The sequence below is a fragment of the Acinetobacter sp. 766875 genome (assembly GCF_000582055.1).
In the GTDB taxonomy this organism is placed as follows: Bacteria; Pseudomonadota; Gammaproteobacteria; order Pseudomonadales; family Moraxellaceae; genus Acinetobacter; species Acinetobacter nosocomialis.
The window spans coordinates 13119-29682 of sequence record NZ_JEXX01000033.1 but is presented as its reverse complement, the minus strand read 5'-3'; the positions used below and the strand labels follow the sequence as shown (position 1 = coordinate 29682).

The 16564-nt window shown below is 39.3% G+C and carries 16 protein-coding genes, 1 rRNA gene and 1 pseudogene; 10 read left to right on the top strand and 8 right to left on the bottom strand.

Going from position 1 to position 16564, the window contains the following annotated elements; all coding sequences use genetic code 11:
* The first annotated feature begins 143 nt into the window (after positions 1-143).
* From rrf to J576_RS18495, 4 genes and pseudogenes are all read left to right on the top strand, one after another.
* A 5S ribosomal RNA gene (rrf, locus tag J576_RS18510) occupies positions 144-258 on the top strand.
* 194 nt (positions 259-452) lie between these two features.
* Positions 453-803, top strand: coding sequence for a GFA family protein (locus tag J576_RS18505; protein WP_002048704.1), 351 nt, complete (start codon positions 453-455; stop codon positions 801-803).
* Positions 804-824: 21 nt separating this feature from the next.
* Positions 825-1387, top strand: a pseudogene (locus tag J576_RS18500) (DUF4256 domain-containing protein).
* A 136-nt stretch (positions 1388-1523) separates the two neighbouring features.
* Complete coding sequence (locus tag J576_RS18495) at positions 1524-2687, top strand: acyl-CoA dehydrogenase family protein (protein WP_033855727.1); 1164 nt, start codon at positions 1524-1526, stop codon at positions 2685-2687.
* Between the two features lie 32 nt (positions 2688-2719).
* On the opposite strand, the gene J576_RS18490 is transcribed toward J576_RS18495, so the two are convergent.
* Complete coding sequence (locus tag J576_RS18490) at positions 2720-3319, bottom strand: TetR/AcrR family transcriptional regulator (RefSeq protein ID WP_002048684.1); 600 nt, start codon at positions 3317-3319, stop codon at positions 2720-2722.
* A 185-nt stretch (positions 3320-3504) separates the two neighbouring features.
* Here J576_RS18490 and J576_RS18485 point away from each other — a divergent pair, with 185 nt between their 5' ends.
* From J576_RS18485 to J576_RS18460, 6 genes are read left to right on the top strand one after another with little or no spacing between them, the layout of a single operon-like run.
* The gene (locus J576_RS18485; protein ID WP_002048687.1) at positions 3505-5310 is read left to right on the top strand and encodes an acyclic terpene utilization AtuA family protein; all 1806 of its coding nucleotides are present in this window, start codon (positions 3505-3507) and stop codon (positions 5308-5310) included.
* Between the two features lie 20 nt (positions 5311-5330).
* Positions 5331-6242: an SDR family oxidoreductase gene (locus tag J576_RS18480; RefSeq protein WP_002048713.1), complete on the top strand. Its 912-nt coding sequence runs from the start codon at positions 5331-5333 to the stop codon at positions 6240-6242.
* Between the two features lie 11 nt (positions 6243-6253).
* On the top strand, positions 6254-7867 hold the full coding sequence (locus tag J576_RS18475; protein WP_033855726.1) for an acyl-CoA carboxylase subunit beta: 1614 nt from the start codon (positions 6254-6256) through the stop codon (positions 7865-7867).
* Between the two features lie 42 nt (positions 7868-7909).
* The gene (locus tag J576_RS18470; RefSeq protein ID WP_002048721.1) at positions 7910-9067 is read left to right on the top strand and encodes an acyl-CoA dehydrogenase family protein; all 1158 of its coding nucleotides are present in this window, start codon (positions 7910-7912) and stop codon (positions 9065-9067) included.
* Positions 9068-9077: 10 nt separating this feature from the next.
* Positions 9078-9914: an enoyl-CoA hydratase/isomerase family protein gene (locus J576_RS18465; protein ID WP_002048711.1), complete on the top strand. Its 837-nt coding sequence runs from the start codon at positions 9078-9080 to the stop codon at positions 9912-9914.
* Positions 9915-9932: 18 nt separating this feature from the next.
* A complete protein-coding gene (locus J576_RS18460) occupies positions 9933-11873 on the top strand; it encodes an acetyl/propionyl/methylcrotonyl-CoA carboxylase subunit alpha (RefSeq protein ID WP_002048695.1) in 1941 nt (646 codons plus the stop codon).
* A gap of 51 nt (positions 11874-11924) precedes the next feature.
* Here the strand turns inward: J576_RS18460 and J576_RS18455 are convergent, their stop codons facing one another.
* The 7 genes from J576_RS18455 to J576_RS18425 form a co-directional block, all read right to left on the bottom strand.
* Entirely contained in the window at positions 11925-12344 is a 420-nt protein-coding gene (locus J576_RS18455) for a roadblock/LC7 domain-containing protein (protein WP_002048707.1), read from the bottom strand.
* On the bottom strand, positions 12337-12897 hold the full coding sequence (locus tag J576_RS18450) for a GTP-binding protein (RefSeq protein ID WP_000586671.1): 561 nt from the start codon (positions 12895-12897) through the stop codon (positions 12337-12339). Before J576_RS18450 ends, J576_RS18455 begins: the two co-directional genes overlap by 8 nt.
* 8 nt (positions 12898-12905) lie before the next feature.
* Complete coding sequence (locus J576_RS18445) at positions 12906-13871, bottom strand: hypothetical protein (RefSeq protein ID WP_033855725.1); 966 nt, start codon at positions 13869-13871, stop codon at positions 12906-12908.
* A gap of 85 nt (positions 13872-13956) precedes the next feature.
* Positions 13957-14316, bottom strand: a complete 360-nt coding sequence (locus J576_RS18440; RefSeq protein WP_001096608.1) for a roadblock/LC7 domain-containing protein — start codon at positions 14314-14316, stop codon at positions 13957-13959.
* A gap of 340 nt (positions 14317-14656) precedes the next feature.
* The gene (locus tag J576_RS18435; RefSeq protein WP_002048692.1) at positions 14657-15313 is read right to left on the bottom strand and encodes a hypothetical protein; all 657 of its coding nucleotides are present in this window, start codon (positions 15311-15313) and stop codon (positions 14657-14659) included.
* Between the two features lie 17 nt (positions 15314-15330).
* Complete coding sequence (locus tag J576_RS18430) at positions 15331-15759, bottom strand: ClpXP protease specificity-enhancing factor (RefSeq protein ID WP_002048724.1); 429 nt, start codon at positions 15757-15759, stop codon at positions 15331-15333.
* A gap of 6 nt (positions 15760-15765) precedes the next feature.
* The gene (locus J576_RS18425) at positions 15766-16419 is read right to left on the bottom strand and encodes a glutathione S-transferase N-terminal domain-containing protein (RefSeq protein ID WP_002048702.1); all 654 of its coding nucleotides are present in this window, start codon (positions 16417-16419) and stop codon (positions 15766-15768) included.
* Positions 16420-16564 lie beyond the last annotated feature (145 nt).

Genomic DNA, 16564 nt, shown 5'->3' with positions numbered 1-16564 from the left:
ATTCATAAATCTACAAACAAACTTGATTTAGTTATAACACTAGATAAAATGAACACAGTCAGATTCAATCAGCCCAGTCTGTAAAGATTTGGAAAACGCTTCGGCAAACAATAAGACCAAAGCAAGTATCCATAAACAGTTGTGCTGGCGACCATAGCAAGAGTGAACCACCTGATCCCTTCCCGAACTCAGAAGTGAAACCTCTTAGCGCTGATGGTAGTGTGGGGTTACCCATGTGAGAGTAAGTCATCGCCAGCTCATTATTCTAAACACCCCAATCTCAAAAGAGGTCGGGGTGTTTTTTTATTTACGGTAAATTAATCAGAATAGTATTATTAAAATATAGAACTACAAATCATTTTTGGACGCTTACTCGATTCTATTAGATTAAAAATTGAACTAAACGGCAGAATATTATAAAACTATAAAAAATTAGAAATAGGGAAAATGAAATGGAATATAAAGGAAGTTGTCATTGTGGTCAGGTAAAGTTTGCCGCGGAAGGTGAGCTAACAGAAGTTTTATCTTGCAATTGTTCCATTTGCCAGAAGAAAGGATCTTTACTTTGGTTTCTACCGATTAATCAAGTTAAAGTTACTTTGGACACTCCTGATAATTTGGCGAACTATACTTTTAATAAACATGTGATTAACCATCATTTCTGTAAAAATTGTGGTATTCATCCATATGCCCAAGGTATAGATAATCAAGGTAATTCAATCTTTGCGATTAATGTACGATGTATAGATGGTATTGACTTAGATAAGATAAAAATAAATTATTTTGATGGGCGTTCAGTTTAATCGCTATTAGGGGTTTATCCAATGAACACTAAAAAACAGTTAACTTCAACACAATTAGATTTACTGCTTGAACTGTTAAAGGCGAGATTTGAAAAGAACACACATCGTCATAAAGAAGTCGATTGGTCGAATGTACGGGATAAATTAATAAAATCTCCAGACAAACTTGGGCATTGCAAGAAATGGAAAATACTGGAGGAGAGCCTGATGTTATTGTTTTTGACCAGCAGAAAGATCAGTATTTATTTGTAGATTGTTCTCCTGAAACCCCAAAAGGCCGTAGAAGCCTTTGCTATGATCGTGAGGCTTTAGAATCTAGAAAAGATCATCCTCCTAAAAACAGTGCAATAGATCTTGCTAATGAAATGGGAGTTGAGCTTTTAACAGAAGAGCAATATCGTCAGTTACAGCAAATTGAAGAGTTTGATCTTAAAACATCGAGTTGGCTTGCAACCCCAGTCGAGATTCGTAAATTGGGTGGAGCACTTTTTGCTGATCGTCGTTATGGCCGAGTCTTCATTTATCATAATGGAGCACAGTCTTATTATGCTGTACGTGGTTTTCGTTGTTGTTTAAAAATATAGGTGTTGTACTTAAATAAAAATAATTCTATTTGATGCTTTATGCCAAGAAATTGAAGATTCTTGCAACTTTTGATTAACAGTAAACATGACAAGATATGTTCAGGAATTAAATAAAAAGCTCAGGACATTTCTAAATATGCAACTCAACCCAATTTACTATAATGAACAACACATTGCTTTTGCTGACAATGTTCGTCGATTTGTGCAAAAAGAAATGGCACCTTTTGTTAATGAGTGGGATGAGGCCGAGACATTTCCTAGAGAGCTTTATAAAAAGGCTGCTGAAATTGGCCTATTGGGTCTAGGTTTTTCTGAAGAATATGGTGGTATTCCTGATGCAGATCCATTCTATTCATTACTCGCTGGTATTGAAATGGCAAAGGCGGGTTCTGGCGGAGTACATACTTCACTCATGGTGCACACAATTGGTGCCCCTCCAATTCAACATTTTGGAAGTGAGGAATTAAAGGCTAGAGTCCTCCCAGAGATTATTTCCGGTGAAAAAATTTCTGCATTAGCAATTACAGAACCAAGTGGCGGGGCTGATGTGGCAGCGTTACAAACTAAAGCTGTTCGGGAAGGGGATTATTATATTGTCTCAGGTGAGAAGACTTTCATCACCTCAGGAATTCGTGCAGATTACTACACTGTTGCAGTACGTACAGACCCCACAAAAACTGGAGCTGAAGGCATTTCAATGTTGCTCGTTGATGCGCACAGTGAAGGAATTACTAAAACACCTCTAAAGAAAATGGGTTGGTGGGCTTCAGATACAGCTCATTTGCATTTTGACCAAGTACGAGTACCTGCATCAAATCTGCTCGGCAAAGAAAACGCTGGTTTTAAAGTTATTATGAATAACTTTAATATGGAGCGGTTCTTCTTGGGAGTAGTCGCTTATGGGTATGCATTAGTCTGTTATGAAGAAGCTTTAGATTGGGCACAACAACGAAAAACTTTTGGTAAGAGATTAATTGATCATCAAGTGGTTCGTCATAAATTGGTAGATATGGCAACGCAATTAACCTCAACACGGGCATTGCTTGAAGAAACTGCATGGAAAATGACTCAGCCAAAACTACAAGGGCCTGAGTTAGTAGCGCAAATTTCGATGCTGAAAAATGTTGCGACTCGCACTATGCAATTTTGTGCTGATGCAGCTGTACAAACATTGGGTGGTATGGGGTTTATGCGAGGTACCAAGTCGGAACGTATTTACCGTGAAGTGAAGGTCAATATGATTGGTGGTGGTGCTGAAGAAATTATGAAAGATTTAATTAGTAAACAGCTGAGTTATTAATTTTTACAAGGTGGTCGTTGAGCCACCTTTTTTCATTTCAAAGCCATCACCAAGACCATTTCAGTTAACTCATCAATTTTGACTTTACCCTCAGATTTATACCAAGTTACAGTCCATGAAATTGCACCGCCAATTAAGCGTCGCCAAATAAAGGCATCATGTTTTACCTTGCCTTGTGTGCGTAAATTTTCAATGACGTCGAGCCAGATTTGCTCATATTCATTACGCATTTTTAACAGGTAATTTTGCTTTTCTTTTGAGAGAGCAAACCATTCATAAACCAACACAGCCATGGCTGCACCTGTATCGCCAGTAATTGAAATAAGCTCAGCTTTAATAAGGGCTCGTAATTGTTGTTCTGGATCAGTAGATTGATGTGCTGCCTCTTCTAAACGAGCAAGATTGTAAATAATGGTTTCCTCCATTACATGAGCGAGGATGTCATCTTTACTTTTAAAGTGATGAAATAAACTTCCCGATTGAATTCCAATAAATTGAGCAAGTTCACGTACAGTCGTTTTGTCATAGCCTTGCTTGTGAAATAAATAGGCAGCCCCCCGTAATAAACGACCACGCGGGCTATCGTCAAAGCAAGAAATATTTGGAATTTGTTCAATTGAAGTGGCAATCATGTGTTCAGTTTGTTCCCTTATCTAAAAATCCATAACGGAAATTTCTCTAAATTTCATCACATTTCAGATTGTTTTCTGAATTTGGAAGATTTGGTCAACATCACAATAACATTTTGCGCTTTACAAACCAAGCGCTTGCTTGGTAATGTTGAGGCTGATTTTTAGACAAAATAATGAGAAATAGAATGGCAAATAATCAGCAGGATGATCATCGAGTCGTAAAAATAGGTTGTGCCTCTGGGTTTTGGGGAGATACCAATACTGCCGCTTTTCAGTTAGTGCATTTGACCGATATTAATTATTTGGTTTTTGATTATTTGTCTGAGATTACCATGTCGATTATGGCAAAAGCGAAGATGGTAGAACCGAAACATGGTTACGCTTTAGACTTTGTCAGCCGAGTCATGGCACCTTTGCTGAAAAAAATTGCTGAAAAAAAGATTAAAGTGATTAGTAATGCCGGTGGTGTTAATCCATTAGCTTGTCGGGATGCCTTACAAAAAATTATTAAAGAGTATGGTCTAGATCTGAAAGTGGCTGTGGTGTTAGGTGATGATCTTTTGCCAAAACATGAGCAGTTAAAATCACAGAATATTCAAGAAATGTTTAGCGGAGAAGCTTTGCCTGAACAGATAGCGAGCAGTAATGCTTATTTAGGCGCGGTTGCTATACGTGACGCCTTAGACTTAGGTGCCGATATTGTGATTACGGGTCGTGTAGTTGACTCTGCTGTGGTGCTTGCGCCCTTGCTTCATGAATATCAGTGGCCGCTCGATGATTATGACAAATTGGCGCAAGGTTCGTTAGCAGGTCATGTCATTGAATGTGGTGCTCAATGTACGGGTGGTAATTTTACCGATTGGCAATTGGTGCAGGGCTTCGACAACATGGGTTTTCCAGTGGTTGAAGTGAGTGAGGATGGCTCATTTATTGTAACTAAGCCTCAAGGTACAGGTGGTCTGGTTTCTACTGCTACAGTTGCAGAGCAAATTGTTTATGAAATTGGTAATCCTCAAGCGTATTTACTACCAGATGTAATTGCTGATTTCAGCCACGTGCATTTAGAGCAAGCTGGGGAGCATCGGGTTCGTGTAACGGGTGCAAAAGGACAAGCTCCGACTACGCAATATAAAGTCAGCGCGACCTATCCTGATGGTTATCGGGTTTTAGTGAGTTTCTTAATTGCAGGTCGTGAGGCACCACAAAAAGCACAAGTTATTGCTGATGCGATTTTATCTAAATGCGAACGTGTTTTAGCAATGCGCTCAGTGCCGCCATTTAGTGAAAAGTCTGTTGAAATTTTAGGTATTGAAAGTACTTATGGCGAACATGCCCAAACATTAAATAGTCGTGAAGTAGTGGTCAAAATAGCTGTAAAACACATGTTTAAAGAAGCATGTATGTTCTTTGCATCTGAAATTGCTCAGGCCTCTACAGGTATGGCTCCAGCCTTGGCAGGAATTGTTGGAGGCCGACCAAAAGCATCTCCAGTGATTAAGTTATTTTCATTTTTAATAGATAAAAATCAGGTAAGTGTCGAAATCGATTTTGAAGGAAAACGCTACCCAGTTGAGATTCCACAAGGAGTTTTTACAGAGCAATTGCCTACTTTAAAGGCAGGTGAAAATGCAATTTATCAAGGAGATGAAATTGAAGTTCCTTTGATTGAAATTGCGCATGCCCGCAGTGGTGATAAAGGTAATCATAGCAATATTGGTGTGATTGCACGTAAAGCAGATTATTTACCATGGATTCGTGCAGCACTAACTGAACAGACTGTTGCAAGCTATATGCAACATGTCTTGGATGCTGAGAAAGGGCGAGTAATTCGTTATGAGTTACCGAGTTTAAATGCACTGAATTTTATGTTGGAGAATGCCTTAGGTGGTGGTGGTGTTGCAAGCTTGCGTATTGATCCGCAAGGTAAAGCCTTTGCCCAACAGTTATTGGATATGCCTGTTAAAGTTCCGGCACATCTTTTAGAAAAATAAAATGAATGGATGAAACAAAGATGAGTTATCAATCAATTTTTAGACCAGATGCTTTCGCCAATAAAGTCATTATTGTGACAGGTGGGGGCTCAGGAATTGGACGCTGTACTGCACATGAGCTTGCGGCTCTCGGCGCTCAAGTGGTGATTACAGGACGAAAAATTGAGAAATTAGAGAAAGTAAGCCAAGAAATTATAGAAGATGGTGGTCGGGTTCATTTTATTGTTTGTGATAACCGTGAAGAAGAACAAGTGAAAAATATGATTGCTGAAGTGATTGAGAAATTCGGCAAACTCGATGGTTTGGTAAATAATGCGGGTGGCCAGTTCCCTTCAGCTTTAGAGAATATTTCGGCGAATGGTTTCGATGCAGTCGTGCGTAATAATTTACACGCAACTTTTTACCTAATGCGTGAAGCTTATAACCAATGGATGGCAAAACATGGTGGCAGTATTGTCAACATGACTGCTGATATGTGGGGTGGCATGCCGGGAATGGGACATTCTGGTGCTGCGCGTTCAGGGGTTGATAACTTAACTAAAACGGCATCGGTTGAGTGGGGGAAATCTGGTGTTCGTGTAAATGCAGTTGCACCGGGTTGGATTGTGTCATCCGGTATGGATAATTATAGCGGTGATTTTGCCAAAGTGATTATTCCAAGTCTTGCTGGCAATGTACCGCTAAAACGTATGGGAACTGAATCAGAAGTTTCATCGGCGATTTGTTATTTACTGTCAGATGCTGCGGCTTTTGTGTCAGGTGTAACTTTGCGTATTGATGGCGCTGCATCGCAAGGGACACGCATGTATCCACTAGCCGAAGCGACAAATAGTCAGTCTTATAATGGTTTCCATCGCGCGTTTATTCCTGAAATTTTTAAAAAAGATAAGACTGAGAAAGCCGAACAAAACAATAGTTTAGGTTTGGAGTGAGGAATAAAAAAATGACCATTCTCCAATCTGAAATTGCTGTTGGTAGTGAACAGTATCAAAAAAATAAAGAGGCACTACTTGCTCAGCTGAGTGAAGTCCGTGCAATTCAGCAAAAAAGCATTGATAAATCGTATGCTGCTAAACCGAAATTCGATAAAAAGGGCAAGATTCTGCCGCATGAGCGTGTACGGTTATTGCTCGATGCCGATTCGCCTTTTGTCGAGCTTTGTGGCTTGGTTGGCTACAGCATGCATGATGACAAAGATGGCTCCGAAGCTGGTGGTGGTGTAATTGCTGGCATTGGTTTCGTCAGTGGTGTGCGTTGTCTGGTCTCTGCAAGTAATAGTGCAATTAAGGGTGGGACTATGTCTCCTATGGGCGTACAGAAAACTTTGCGTTTACAAAAAATTGCCTTAGAACAAAAACTCCCGCTGATTACGCTGACTGAAAGTGGTGGTGCTAACTTAAATTATGCAGCTGAAGTATTTACCTACGGTGGTATGACTTTTGCCAATCAGGCACGTCTTTCTGCAGCAGGTATTCCACAGCTTGCAGTGGTACATGGGAATGCAACGGCAGGAGGAGCTTATCAACCAGGTCTTTCGGATTATGTCATTGTAGTACGCAAACAAACCGAAATGTTACTTGCAGGTCCACCTTTACTTTTAGCAGCAACTGGTGAAGTCGCTACAGCGGAGGAATTGGGTGGAGCGGAAATGCATGCGCAGGTTGCCGGAACAGCAGAATACTTAGCAGGAAATGATGCTGACGGTATTCGGATGGCACGTGAAATTTTTGAACACCTGAACTGGAAAGAGCAAATCAAACCAGTTGATGTGACTTATAAAGAGCCTCGTTACGATACCGAGGAACTATTGGGTGTTATCCCAAGTGATCCTAAACAACCATTTGATATGAAAGAAGTGGTTGCACGCATTATTGACGATTCAGATTTTCTAGAATTTAAGCAGGAATATGATGACTTAACGGTATGTGGCTGGGCAAAAATTGGAGGCTTGCATATCGGTATTATTACCAATAATGGTCCGATTACCCCTCAAGGAGCAGCAAAAGCAGCTCAGTTTATTCACTTATGTGAACAGACTAACCGCCCCTTATTGTTCTTACATAACACTACTGGCTTTATGGTGGGAACCGATGCCGAGCAAAATGGCATTATTAAGCATGGCTCAAAACTGATTCAAGCGGTTGCCAATTGTACTGTACCTAAAATTTCAATCGTTGTGGCAGGGGCATATGGTGCTGGTAACTACGCAATGTGTGGTCGGAGTTTATCGCCAGATTTTATTTTTGCTTGGCCAAATTCGCATGTTGCTGTAATGGGTTCTGCACAGGCCGGAAAAGTATTACGTATTGTGGCAGAAGGAAAGCAAAAGGCGTCTGGTCAGGAACCGAATCCGCAAATGCTCGATTTTCTTGAGCAAAGTACGGCCATGAAATTAGAGCAGCAATCTACCGCGCTTTTCAATACAGCTATGCTTCATGACGATGGCATTATTGACCCGAGAGATACCCGAAAATTATTAATTTTCCTTTTAGAAACCATTTATGAAGCACAGCAACGCGAGTTGAATCCGACCCGTTTTGGTGTGTCCCGTTTTTAATCAACCTTTACCGTAATTAAAAAAATTAATAGGAAGAACACCATGAAATTTACTGCCGAACATGAAGCATTACGTCGTACAGCGCGTCAATTTGTTCAAAATGAGCTGAATCCACATATTCCCGAATGGGAAGAAGCAGAGCGTTTCCCGATCCACGACGTATTTAAAAAAATGGGTGATCTTGGTTTATTAGGGATTTGTAAGCCTGAGGAAAATGGCGGTTTAGCGTTAGATTATTCCTATAACCTTGTGGTTGCAGAAGAAATTGGATATGCGGCTTGCGGCGGGGTGCCTTTGGCCATTGGTGTACAAACCGATATGGCGACACCTGCTTTGGCGCGTTTTGGTAGTAAAGAATTACGCGATGAGTTTTTAACACCAGCCATTGCTGGGGAATATGTTGCCTCAATTGCAGTATCGGAAGTGCATGCTGGTTCGGATGTTGCTGCTATTAAAACGACTGCTAAAAAAGATGGCGATGACTATGTCATTAACGGCAGCAAAATGTGGATTACCAACTCACTGCAGGCTGATTTCTTCTGCCTATTGGCTAACACATCTGATGATAAACCACACGTCAACAAGTCGATGATTATTGTACCGGCAAAAACTAAAGGGATTAGTTTTTCAGAGCCGTTAAATAAATTAGGTATGCGTTCAACCACCACAGCACAAGTTTATTTGGACAATGTACGTGTACCTCAGCGCAACTTGGTTGGTGTTGAAGGTATGGGTTTCATGATGCAAATGATGCAATTTCAGGAAGAGCGTTTATGGGCCTGTGCTAATGCGATTGGTGGTTTGGAAAATTTAATCCAAAAGACTATCGCCTATACCAAAGAGCGTACGACGTTTGGTCAGCCGCTCATCAATAACCAATATATTCATTTCCGTTTTGCCGAACTCATGACTGAAGTAGAAGCGCTTAAAGCCTTAACCTACCAAGCGTGTGAACAGCATATTGCTGGTGAAGAGGTGACCAAGCTGGCATCTATGGCAAAACTCAAAGCTGGACGTTTAACTCGTGAAGTTGCTGATAGCTGTCTACAATATTGGGGCGGCAATGGCTTCATGTGGGATAACCCAGCCTCACAGCTGTATCGTGATGGTCGTTTAGGCTCTATTGGCGGTGGTGCAGATGAGATTATGCTGGGGATTATCTGTAAGTTGATGGATATCTTGCCAAAAAAACAAAAATAAGGAATCAGCCATGACACTTTCAGCATCGCTTCAAGCTTTAGATATTGATGACAGTATTCAATTAGAACAAGACGGCAGTATTTTATATCTCTGGTTAAACCGACCAGAGAGCCGTAATGCCATGAACTTGAATATGGTTAATGCAATACAGCAAGTTTTTACTGCCATTCGTAATGACCTTTCAATTCGTGCAGTCATCATTCGTGGTGAAGGTGGGACTTTTTGCGCAGGTGGTGACATTAAAGACATGGCTGCTTTACGCGTTGAAGCAACTAAGGTGGGTAGCCTACAACCTTACGCTGACTTTAACCGCCGTTTTGGAGCCATGCTTGAGCAAGTTGAAGCTGCACCACAGACTGTTGTGGTCATTTTAGAAGGTGCAGTGTTAGGTGGTGGTTTTGGGCTGGCATGTGTTTCTGATGTTGCCATTAGCCGTGACAATACTCAGTTTGGTTTACCTGAAACGGGACTAGGCGTAATTCCTGCGCAAATTGCTCCTTTTGTGGTGAAACGTATTGGCCTGACTCAGGCACGCCGACTTGCTTTACTGGGCATGCGTTTTGAAGGGCATACGGCGCTAAGTGTCGGTGTGGTTCATCAAATTGCACATAATGAAATTGAACTTGAACAAGCTTTAGAGGAAACCATTCAACACATTAAACGAGCAGCTCCTCAAGCTTCGCGTGTGACTAAAGCACTGTTATATCGAACGCTCAATGAGCCTTTGAGTGATTTGTTAGATGATGCTGCACAGCAGTTTGCTCAAGCAGTTGGTGGAGCTGAAGGTCAAGAAGGAACGGTGGCTTTTATTCAGAAACGGTTACCGAATTGGGCCGATGAATCATAAGCGATAGGGATAAAAATAATGAAATTTTCAAAAGTACTGGTTGCCAATCGCGGTGAAATCGCAGTTCGAGTTATGCAGACAGCCAAAGCCATGGGCTATCAGACTGTCGCAGTTTATTCAGATGCTGACAGTCATGCTCGTCATGTGCAAGAGGCGGATGAGGCTGTCTATATTGGTGCTTCAAAAGTATCGGAGTCTTATCTCTCCATCGCTAAAATTATTGAAGCTTGCAAAAAAACTGGGGCAGATGCGGTTCACCCTGGCTATGGTTTTTTGTCAGAAAATACTGATTTTGCTCAGGCATGTATCGACAACCAGATTACATTTATAGGGCCTACCGCTTCTGCAATTGAGTTAATGGGCAGTAAACGCCTTTCAAAAATTGCCATGATTGAGGCGGGCGTCCCTTGTGTGCCGGGTTATGAAGGTGACCGACAAGATCTCGAATATTTAGCAACTCAAGCTGAGCAGATTGGCTTTCCAATTATGGTCAAAGCTTCTGCGGGTGGCGGCGGTCGTGGCATGCGTTTGGTACAACAAGCATCTGAATTGGTTGAGGCGTTGCAAACTGCACGTTCAGAAGCTGAAAATGCTTTTGGTTCGGGGGAGCTTATTTTAGAAAAAGCAGTTATTGCTCCGCGTCATGTCGAAATTCAGGTTTTTGGTGATACTCACGGCAATTATGTGTATTTGTTTGAGCGTGATTGTTCGATCCAACGTCGCCATCAAAAAGTAGTTGAAGAGGCGCCGTGTCCAGTCATGACGCCTGAACTACGTCAGCAAATGGGTGAGGCAGCTGTAGCAGCGGCAAGAGCATGTGCCTATGTCGGTGCTGGGACAGTTGAGTTTTTGCTTGATGCATCGGGTGCATTTTACTTTTTGGAAATGAATACCCGCTTGCAGGTAGAGCATCCGGTCACTGAGCTTATTACAGGATTGGACTTGGTTGAATGGCAGTTACGTGTGGCGAATGGTGAGCATTTACCTTTAAAGCAACAGGAATTGACCTTAAATGGACATGCGATCGAAGTGCGCTTGTATGCAGAAGACCCACGTCAGGATTTCTTACCACAAACAGGAAAGGTTTTACGCTGGAAGCCTGCAACTTTACCAAATGTGCGAATCGATCATGGCATGTTGGCAACTGATGAAGTCAGCCCATTTTACGATCCGATGGTAGCAAAGGTGATTGCATATGGGAAAACCCGTCAAGATGCGATTCGCTTACTGGCTCGTGCAGTCGATGATAGTGTTTTACTTGGAGTGAATAGCAATAAACAGTTCTTGGTCAATTTACTGCGCCATCCAGTTGTTGTTGGAGGGGATACCAATACTGCATTCATCCAACAGCACTTCCAAAATGATCCGAGCTTACACCATCAAGTTTTATCTTTAGAAACTTTAGCGATTGCTGCGGCATTATTTAGCCAAAATAAAGGTACTGCGGTGTGGCAAACTGGGCTTGGTGTGCCATTACCGTTAAAATTACAAATTACCGATCAGCAAATTCAATTGCAGGTTTCATCTGTAAATAACACATTTACGGCTCAGTTCTGTGATCAATCAGTTTGTATTGATGTGCTTGAGAGAACGTCAGAGTACCTAGTTTATTTAATTGATGGTATTCGTCGCCGTGTGCAGTATGTATTAGATAGTGATCAACTTTATCTAGACCGAGATAATGGTAATATTGTGATACGCAATGTGACCTATGCTGCGCCAGAAGCTACCGATGTAGCGGGAGATGGCAAAATTCGTGCACCAATGGATGGTGCTGTGGTTAATATTCTGGTGAATAAAGGCGATCAAGTGGTGAGAGGTCAAACCTTACTAGTGCTTGAAGCTATGAAAATCCAGCAGCAGATTAAAGCTGATGTAGATGGTGTAGTTGAAGATGTGTTAGGGCAACAGGGTCAACAAGTCAAAAAACGGCAAATGCTATTTACTATTCAAACTTAATTGAAAAATACCGCTCTTATTGGGCGGTATTTTTTTATAGCAGTTTAAGAGTTATTCTCCATCTGCCTCTGCAATCACTTGGCTTGCTTTTTTTAGGCTATAAAGCAGCTGCCCTAAAAGCACATCTCTATTACTTAGGGTAACCATAACCATCGGATGATGGAGAGCAGGAATCGCTGTTAAAATGGCTTTGCCATTATCTGCATCTAATGTGATGTTATTACAGCCAGTCAGTTGAATCTCTTTTAAAAATGCACTGACCATGGCCAAAATCGAGCTACTCACCGCTGCTAATTTGGTGGTATTAGGGTAGTTCTTGTGGCTCACTGTTGCCAATTCAAACCCATCTGAAGAACAAATCATGACAAAGTCTACACCACGTGTATTCATAAGAATTTTTTGAGCTTCACTTTTTGCAAGTTGTAGCAATTGTGTTGGAGCGGTTCGTTTTTGAACTGGAACATTAAGCATGATCTTTCCCTTGAGATGTTGCGCCTACCTTAACTTCAAGTGATGCAATTAATGATTCAACCATCATTAAAATTTGCTCTTGTTCTCTTGCATCAATAAAAAATAATGGATATTGAAGTTCGTTTTCTGCTAACCAGTTGCGATACTGTTGGAGTGAAGATTCTTTATTTTCATCAATATGCGTAATACCAATCGCAATATTATCGTTATAATTTTTAAAGGTTTCCAAGTAGCTTTCTAGTTCAGCAATTGGAGTAGAGCTATTGTGATCTAACAGAAGAATAATACCAATCGCACCTTTACAAATAACTGACCAGATAAAATCAAAACGGCTTTGTCCAGGGGTTCCATATAGCCCGATTTTAATACCATCATCTAAAGTAATTTCGCCGTAATCAATCCCTACAGTTGTTTGTGATTTTTGGTGACTTTGTACATCAGTATTAAATGCTTCTGTTTCTAAAATTGGAATTTCAGATAGCGATTTGATCGCTTCTGTTTTACCAGCCCCCATACTGCCTGCGAAGACAATTTTATATTGTTGAATAATCATAGTGTTCCTTAAAAGCCAAAACGGCGTCGAATTTTCCCTATAAAATTTTTAAAAAAATGACTTTCTGTATTTGAGTTTTCTGAATGAGTCTGTGGCGTGTAAAAACACTTATTCGCGGAAACATATTGCCCATTATTTGCCATTAAACATGCTGTAATAAAACGTAGAACAACATCGATAGGTTGGTTGAGTTGTTTAGCTACTTCAGTGACTTTTGCTCCCTGAATAAAACAGGCAGAGAGCTGTAGGCTTACTTTTCTATATTCTTTTTGATAGGGTTGTGGCCAATGATTAATTTTAAAGTAACCATCAGCTGACGCTAAATTCTCAAATTCTTTTGAACACCAAATTAAATTCCACAACCAATCCTGTAAGTAATAATCCTTTTTACGAGAAACCTTTGTAAAGTCTGATGTTTTTGCAAAGGTAAAGTTAAAACTCATATTGGTCTGTGTTTTTTGACGAGAAGGTTCTAACCAAGCAATTTGAGTTCTATTATCAATAATTGCCAAGGTTCCCTTGTCATCAAATAAATGTAATTTAATATTTTCAGAGCTATGCAAATTTTTTATAAATTGCTCATCTATGATAGATATTTCATTTAATAAAGTTGAGTTGGAACGAACATCAGTATGTTTTAAAAGAGATAATACATTTGCTTGTAACCATGAACGGAGATGTTCTGTTTTTTCTAAAGGGTAGTGTAAGGTATGTTCGTGTATAGTGCCTCCATTTTCTAAAGGTGTTTTTGTAATTTTTAAATAAGGAAATTTTTTCTTATTAAGAATATTTTGAATATTGTCTGCATCAAAAAAGTTTTCATTAATAATTAATAAATCAATCTGATTACTAGAAATGTTAACCCAGTTAATTCCATATTGATTAGATATCAAATCACGGATTAAGATTTTTAATTCGTCTGAAACTTTTAAGCTTAAACCAGAAACTGCAATATTTATGCAATGGCTATCCATAGTATCATTTTAAATTTTTATTAAGTAATATTGTAATGTTATATGTGCTCTTTATATTAAATATAAAGAGCACAGCTTAAATTAATTAACTAAAATCGAGCTCTTTTTCAAAGGACTTTAACTCATGACGAGCCATGGCTAAATTCGACTTGGCGCGATCAAGTACTAAATAAAGGAATAAATTATTATTACTTTCTAAAGGACGAATTAAGTGATAAGCCTTCCCTAATGTAATTAAAATATCTTCAATATTGTCATTTAATTTTAATGCGTTAGCTACATTTCGCTTTGCGCGAATGACTTCTGTGTTTCCAGCAGCTGCCAGCTCTAAATCAATATCCCCACCGCCTTGTGTAGCAAGTGATAAACCACTTTCTGAATCAACAAGTGCAGATGCAATAAAACCATCAATTTCAGTTAAGCTATCTAAAGAAAGTTTAGCCATTTTTTTATCTCTCAGGATTATAAAGTTATAATTACTACTTTTTCCTTAAAAGTAGTTAAAAATCATTATATTTTTACTCAAGTTGAAGTCAATAAATCAAATAAATTTCAAAATTGTTGTTTTAGTAAATAAGTGACCAAAAATGTCATCTTATAAAAAATATTATAAGATTGTTTTTACATTAAATATTTAATACTGTGCTCATGTTTGCATTATATAATTTCTATTATTAATTCTAATAATTGTAATAGAATGTTAAAACAATATTTATTGATAAATTATGTTTATTTAAATAGAAAAGAGGAACTATAAGTTCCTCTTTTAAATAATTATAATAAAATTAAATAAGATGTGTATAAATACAATATAGGTAACCTAAAATAGCTAAAGCAACAAGAGGTGCGATAACTTTTGACCATGCCGGAATAAAAGTTTCGATAGGTTGCTCTTCGATGTGTAATTCTTCATGATGCGGTTGGGCTTGGTGAACCATTTGGTTGAACTCCTTCATTGTTGCATCCAATGATAGCTCTTCTTGTTCAACAGGTTTAGAACCAATGAGCTCTGTTAGGTGGTTTGTTGACCAAACCCAATCCTCAGCCTGACCTGATAAATGTTCAACTTGCCCTAAAATGAGCTCTTTTAAACCATTCTGTCCGAAACCTCCAGTTTCATCAAGTTGATTAAGCTCAGTTAGCTGTAAGGTCAAAATTTCTGAAATACTTTGCTCAAGTTCGGCATTTTTTAAAATCGACTGATTGTGCTTAGAAGTTGTTAAATGACGCGCTATTTCTTGAATATATAATGGATCGGCTGTTTTGATTTCATTATAAATTTTATTGTCGTCTTGACGCCATAAGCTAATTAACTTTCCAAGAGTGAGCACATTCACTTCATCAATCAGCTTATTTTTCTCATTGGCTGGATATTGATTTAAAAGCTGAGGCTTTTGAATTTTTATTTGCTCAGCAAAGTATTGGACTAAATCAAATGCCATACTTTATTCCTCTAAAATTAATCTAAAATTCTTAATGTTGGCTTTTTCTTGGTTGGTTCAGATGTTTCTTGTGTTTCTGAGTCTAACTTATCTTCTACAGGCGCTACATTGGCATATTCTTCAGGGTCAAAGAATAAACCTTGTCCATTTTCACGTGCATAAATACCCAAAACAGCTTGGATAGGGACATAAATATCTTTAGAAACACCGCCAAAACGTGCTGAAAAGGTTACGGCATCATTGCTAATAAGCAGTTGATGTACAGCATGGGGCACAATATTTAAAACAATTTGGCCATCTTTCACAAATTGTTGTGGTACATCCGTATGTGGTTGTGTTGCATCAACGAGTAAATAAGGGGTGAGTTGATTGTCGCAAATCCATTCATAGATTGCGCGAGCAAGATAAGGACGTGTAGGGGTTAATTCAATAGTTTGCTCAGACATATCACACTATTCCATATTTAATTGTTCATTGTAACGGGTTTTCTCTTGGGGCGTCATTGATTTAACAAAAGAAGGGCGACTAAAGATACGTTTACAGTACAAAAATATAGGCCGACACTGCTGCTTTGGTAAATCAATTCCCATGCTATTAAGCCGCACAAAAATTGGGGCGAGCATACAATCCAAAATTGAAAAATTTTCGGACATAAAATAAGGGAAATGCTGAAATAGGGGAGTAAGAGAAATTAAGGTATCACGTAATTCTTTTTGCGCTTTTTGCTTTTGTTCTACATTTAAAGTATCTGCATGTTTGAGCATATGATCGGCCAATTTAAACCAATCATTTTCAAGACGCCAAATGTATTGCCGTTGTTCTGCACGTGCCATAGGAGCATCAGCGTAAAGCTTGCTCTGACGATATCGGTCATCGAGATATTCAGCAATAATTGGAGCGGAAAATAATTTGAGGTTTTGCTCAAGTAGCATTGGTAATTGGTTATAAGGGTTTAGACTCGCTAAATCCTCATCTTCATGATCAGTTACGATCAATTGATATTTAATTTGCTTTTCTGCCAATAAAAAACGGATCCAGTGAGAACGGAAATCATCAGCATGGCTGTAAAGGGTAATTCCCTGAATTGAAGTGTTTTCGACCGACATATCACAAGGTATGGTTGTGTGAATCGGTTAGAATACTAAAAATATGAGTGGAAATCACGGTACCATAGATAGAGTTTCATATATTTATCTGTTTCGCTCATGCTTAAAATGAATAAGCAATAAAAAAGCCTTGGGATAACCAAGG

Coding starts and splice junctions, on each gene's coding strand:
- J576_RS18505 (WP_002048704.1), top strand. CDS start 453: ATGGAATATAAAGGAAGTTGTCATTGTGGTCAGGTAAAGTTTGCCGCG.
- J576_RS18495 (WP_033855727.1), top strand. CDS start 1,524: ATGCAACTCAACCCAATTTACTATAATGAACAACACATTGCTTTTGCT.
- J576_RS18490 (WP_002048684.1), bottom strand. CDS start 3,319: ATGATTGCCACTTCAATTGAACAAATTCCAAATATTTCTTGCTTTGAC.
- J576_RS18485 (WP_002048687.1), top strand. CDS start 3,505: ATGGCAAATAATCAGCAGGATGATCATCGAGTCGTAAAAATAGGTTGT.
- J576_RS18480 (WP_002048713.1), top strand. CDS start 5,331: ATGAGTTATCAATCAATTTTTAGACCAGATGCTTTCGCCAATAAAGTC.
- J576_RS18475 (WP_033855726.1), top strand. CDS start 6,254: ATGACCATTCTCCAATCTGAAATTGCTGTTGGTAGTGAACAGTATCAA.
- J576_RS18470 (WP_002048721.1), top strand. CDS start 7,910: ATGAAATTTACTGCCGAACATGAAGCATTACGTCGTACAGCGCGTCAA.
- J576_RS18465 (WP_002048711.1), top strand. CDS start 9,078: ATGACACTTTCAGCATCGCTTCAAGCTTTAGATATTGATGACAGTATT.
- J576_RS18460 (WP_002048695.1), top strand. CDS start 9,933: ATGAAATTTTCAAAAGTACTGGTTGCCAATCGCGGTGAAATCGCAGTT.
- J576_RS18455 (WP_002048707.1), bottom strand. CDS start 12,344: ATGCTTAATGTTCCAGTTCAAAAACGAACCGCTCCAACACAATTGCTA.
- J576_RS18450 (WP_000586671.1), bottom strand. CDS start 12,897: ATGATTATTCAACAATATAAAATTGTCTTCGCAGGCAGTATGGGGGCT.
- J576_RS18445 (WP_033855725.1), bottom strand. CDS start 13,871: ATGGATAGCCATTGCATAAATATTGCAGTTTCTGGTTTAAGCTTAAAA.
- J576_RS18440 (WP_001096608.1), bottom strand. CDS start 14,316: ATGGCTAAACTTTCTTTAGATAGCTTAACTGAAATTGATGGTTTTATT.
- J576_RS18435 (WP_002048692.1), bottom strand. CDS start 15,313: ATGGCATTTGATTTAGTCCAATACTTTGCTGAGCAAATAAAAATTCAA.
- J576_RS18430 (WP_002048724.1), bottom strand. CDS start 15,759: ATGTCTGAGCAAACTATTGAATTAACCCCTACACGTCCTTATCTTGCT.
- J576_RS18425 (WP_002048702.1), bottom strand. CDS start 16,419: ATGTCGGTCGAAAACACTTCAATTCAGGGAATTACCCTTTACAGCCAT.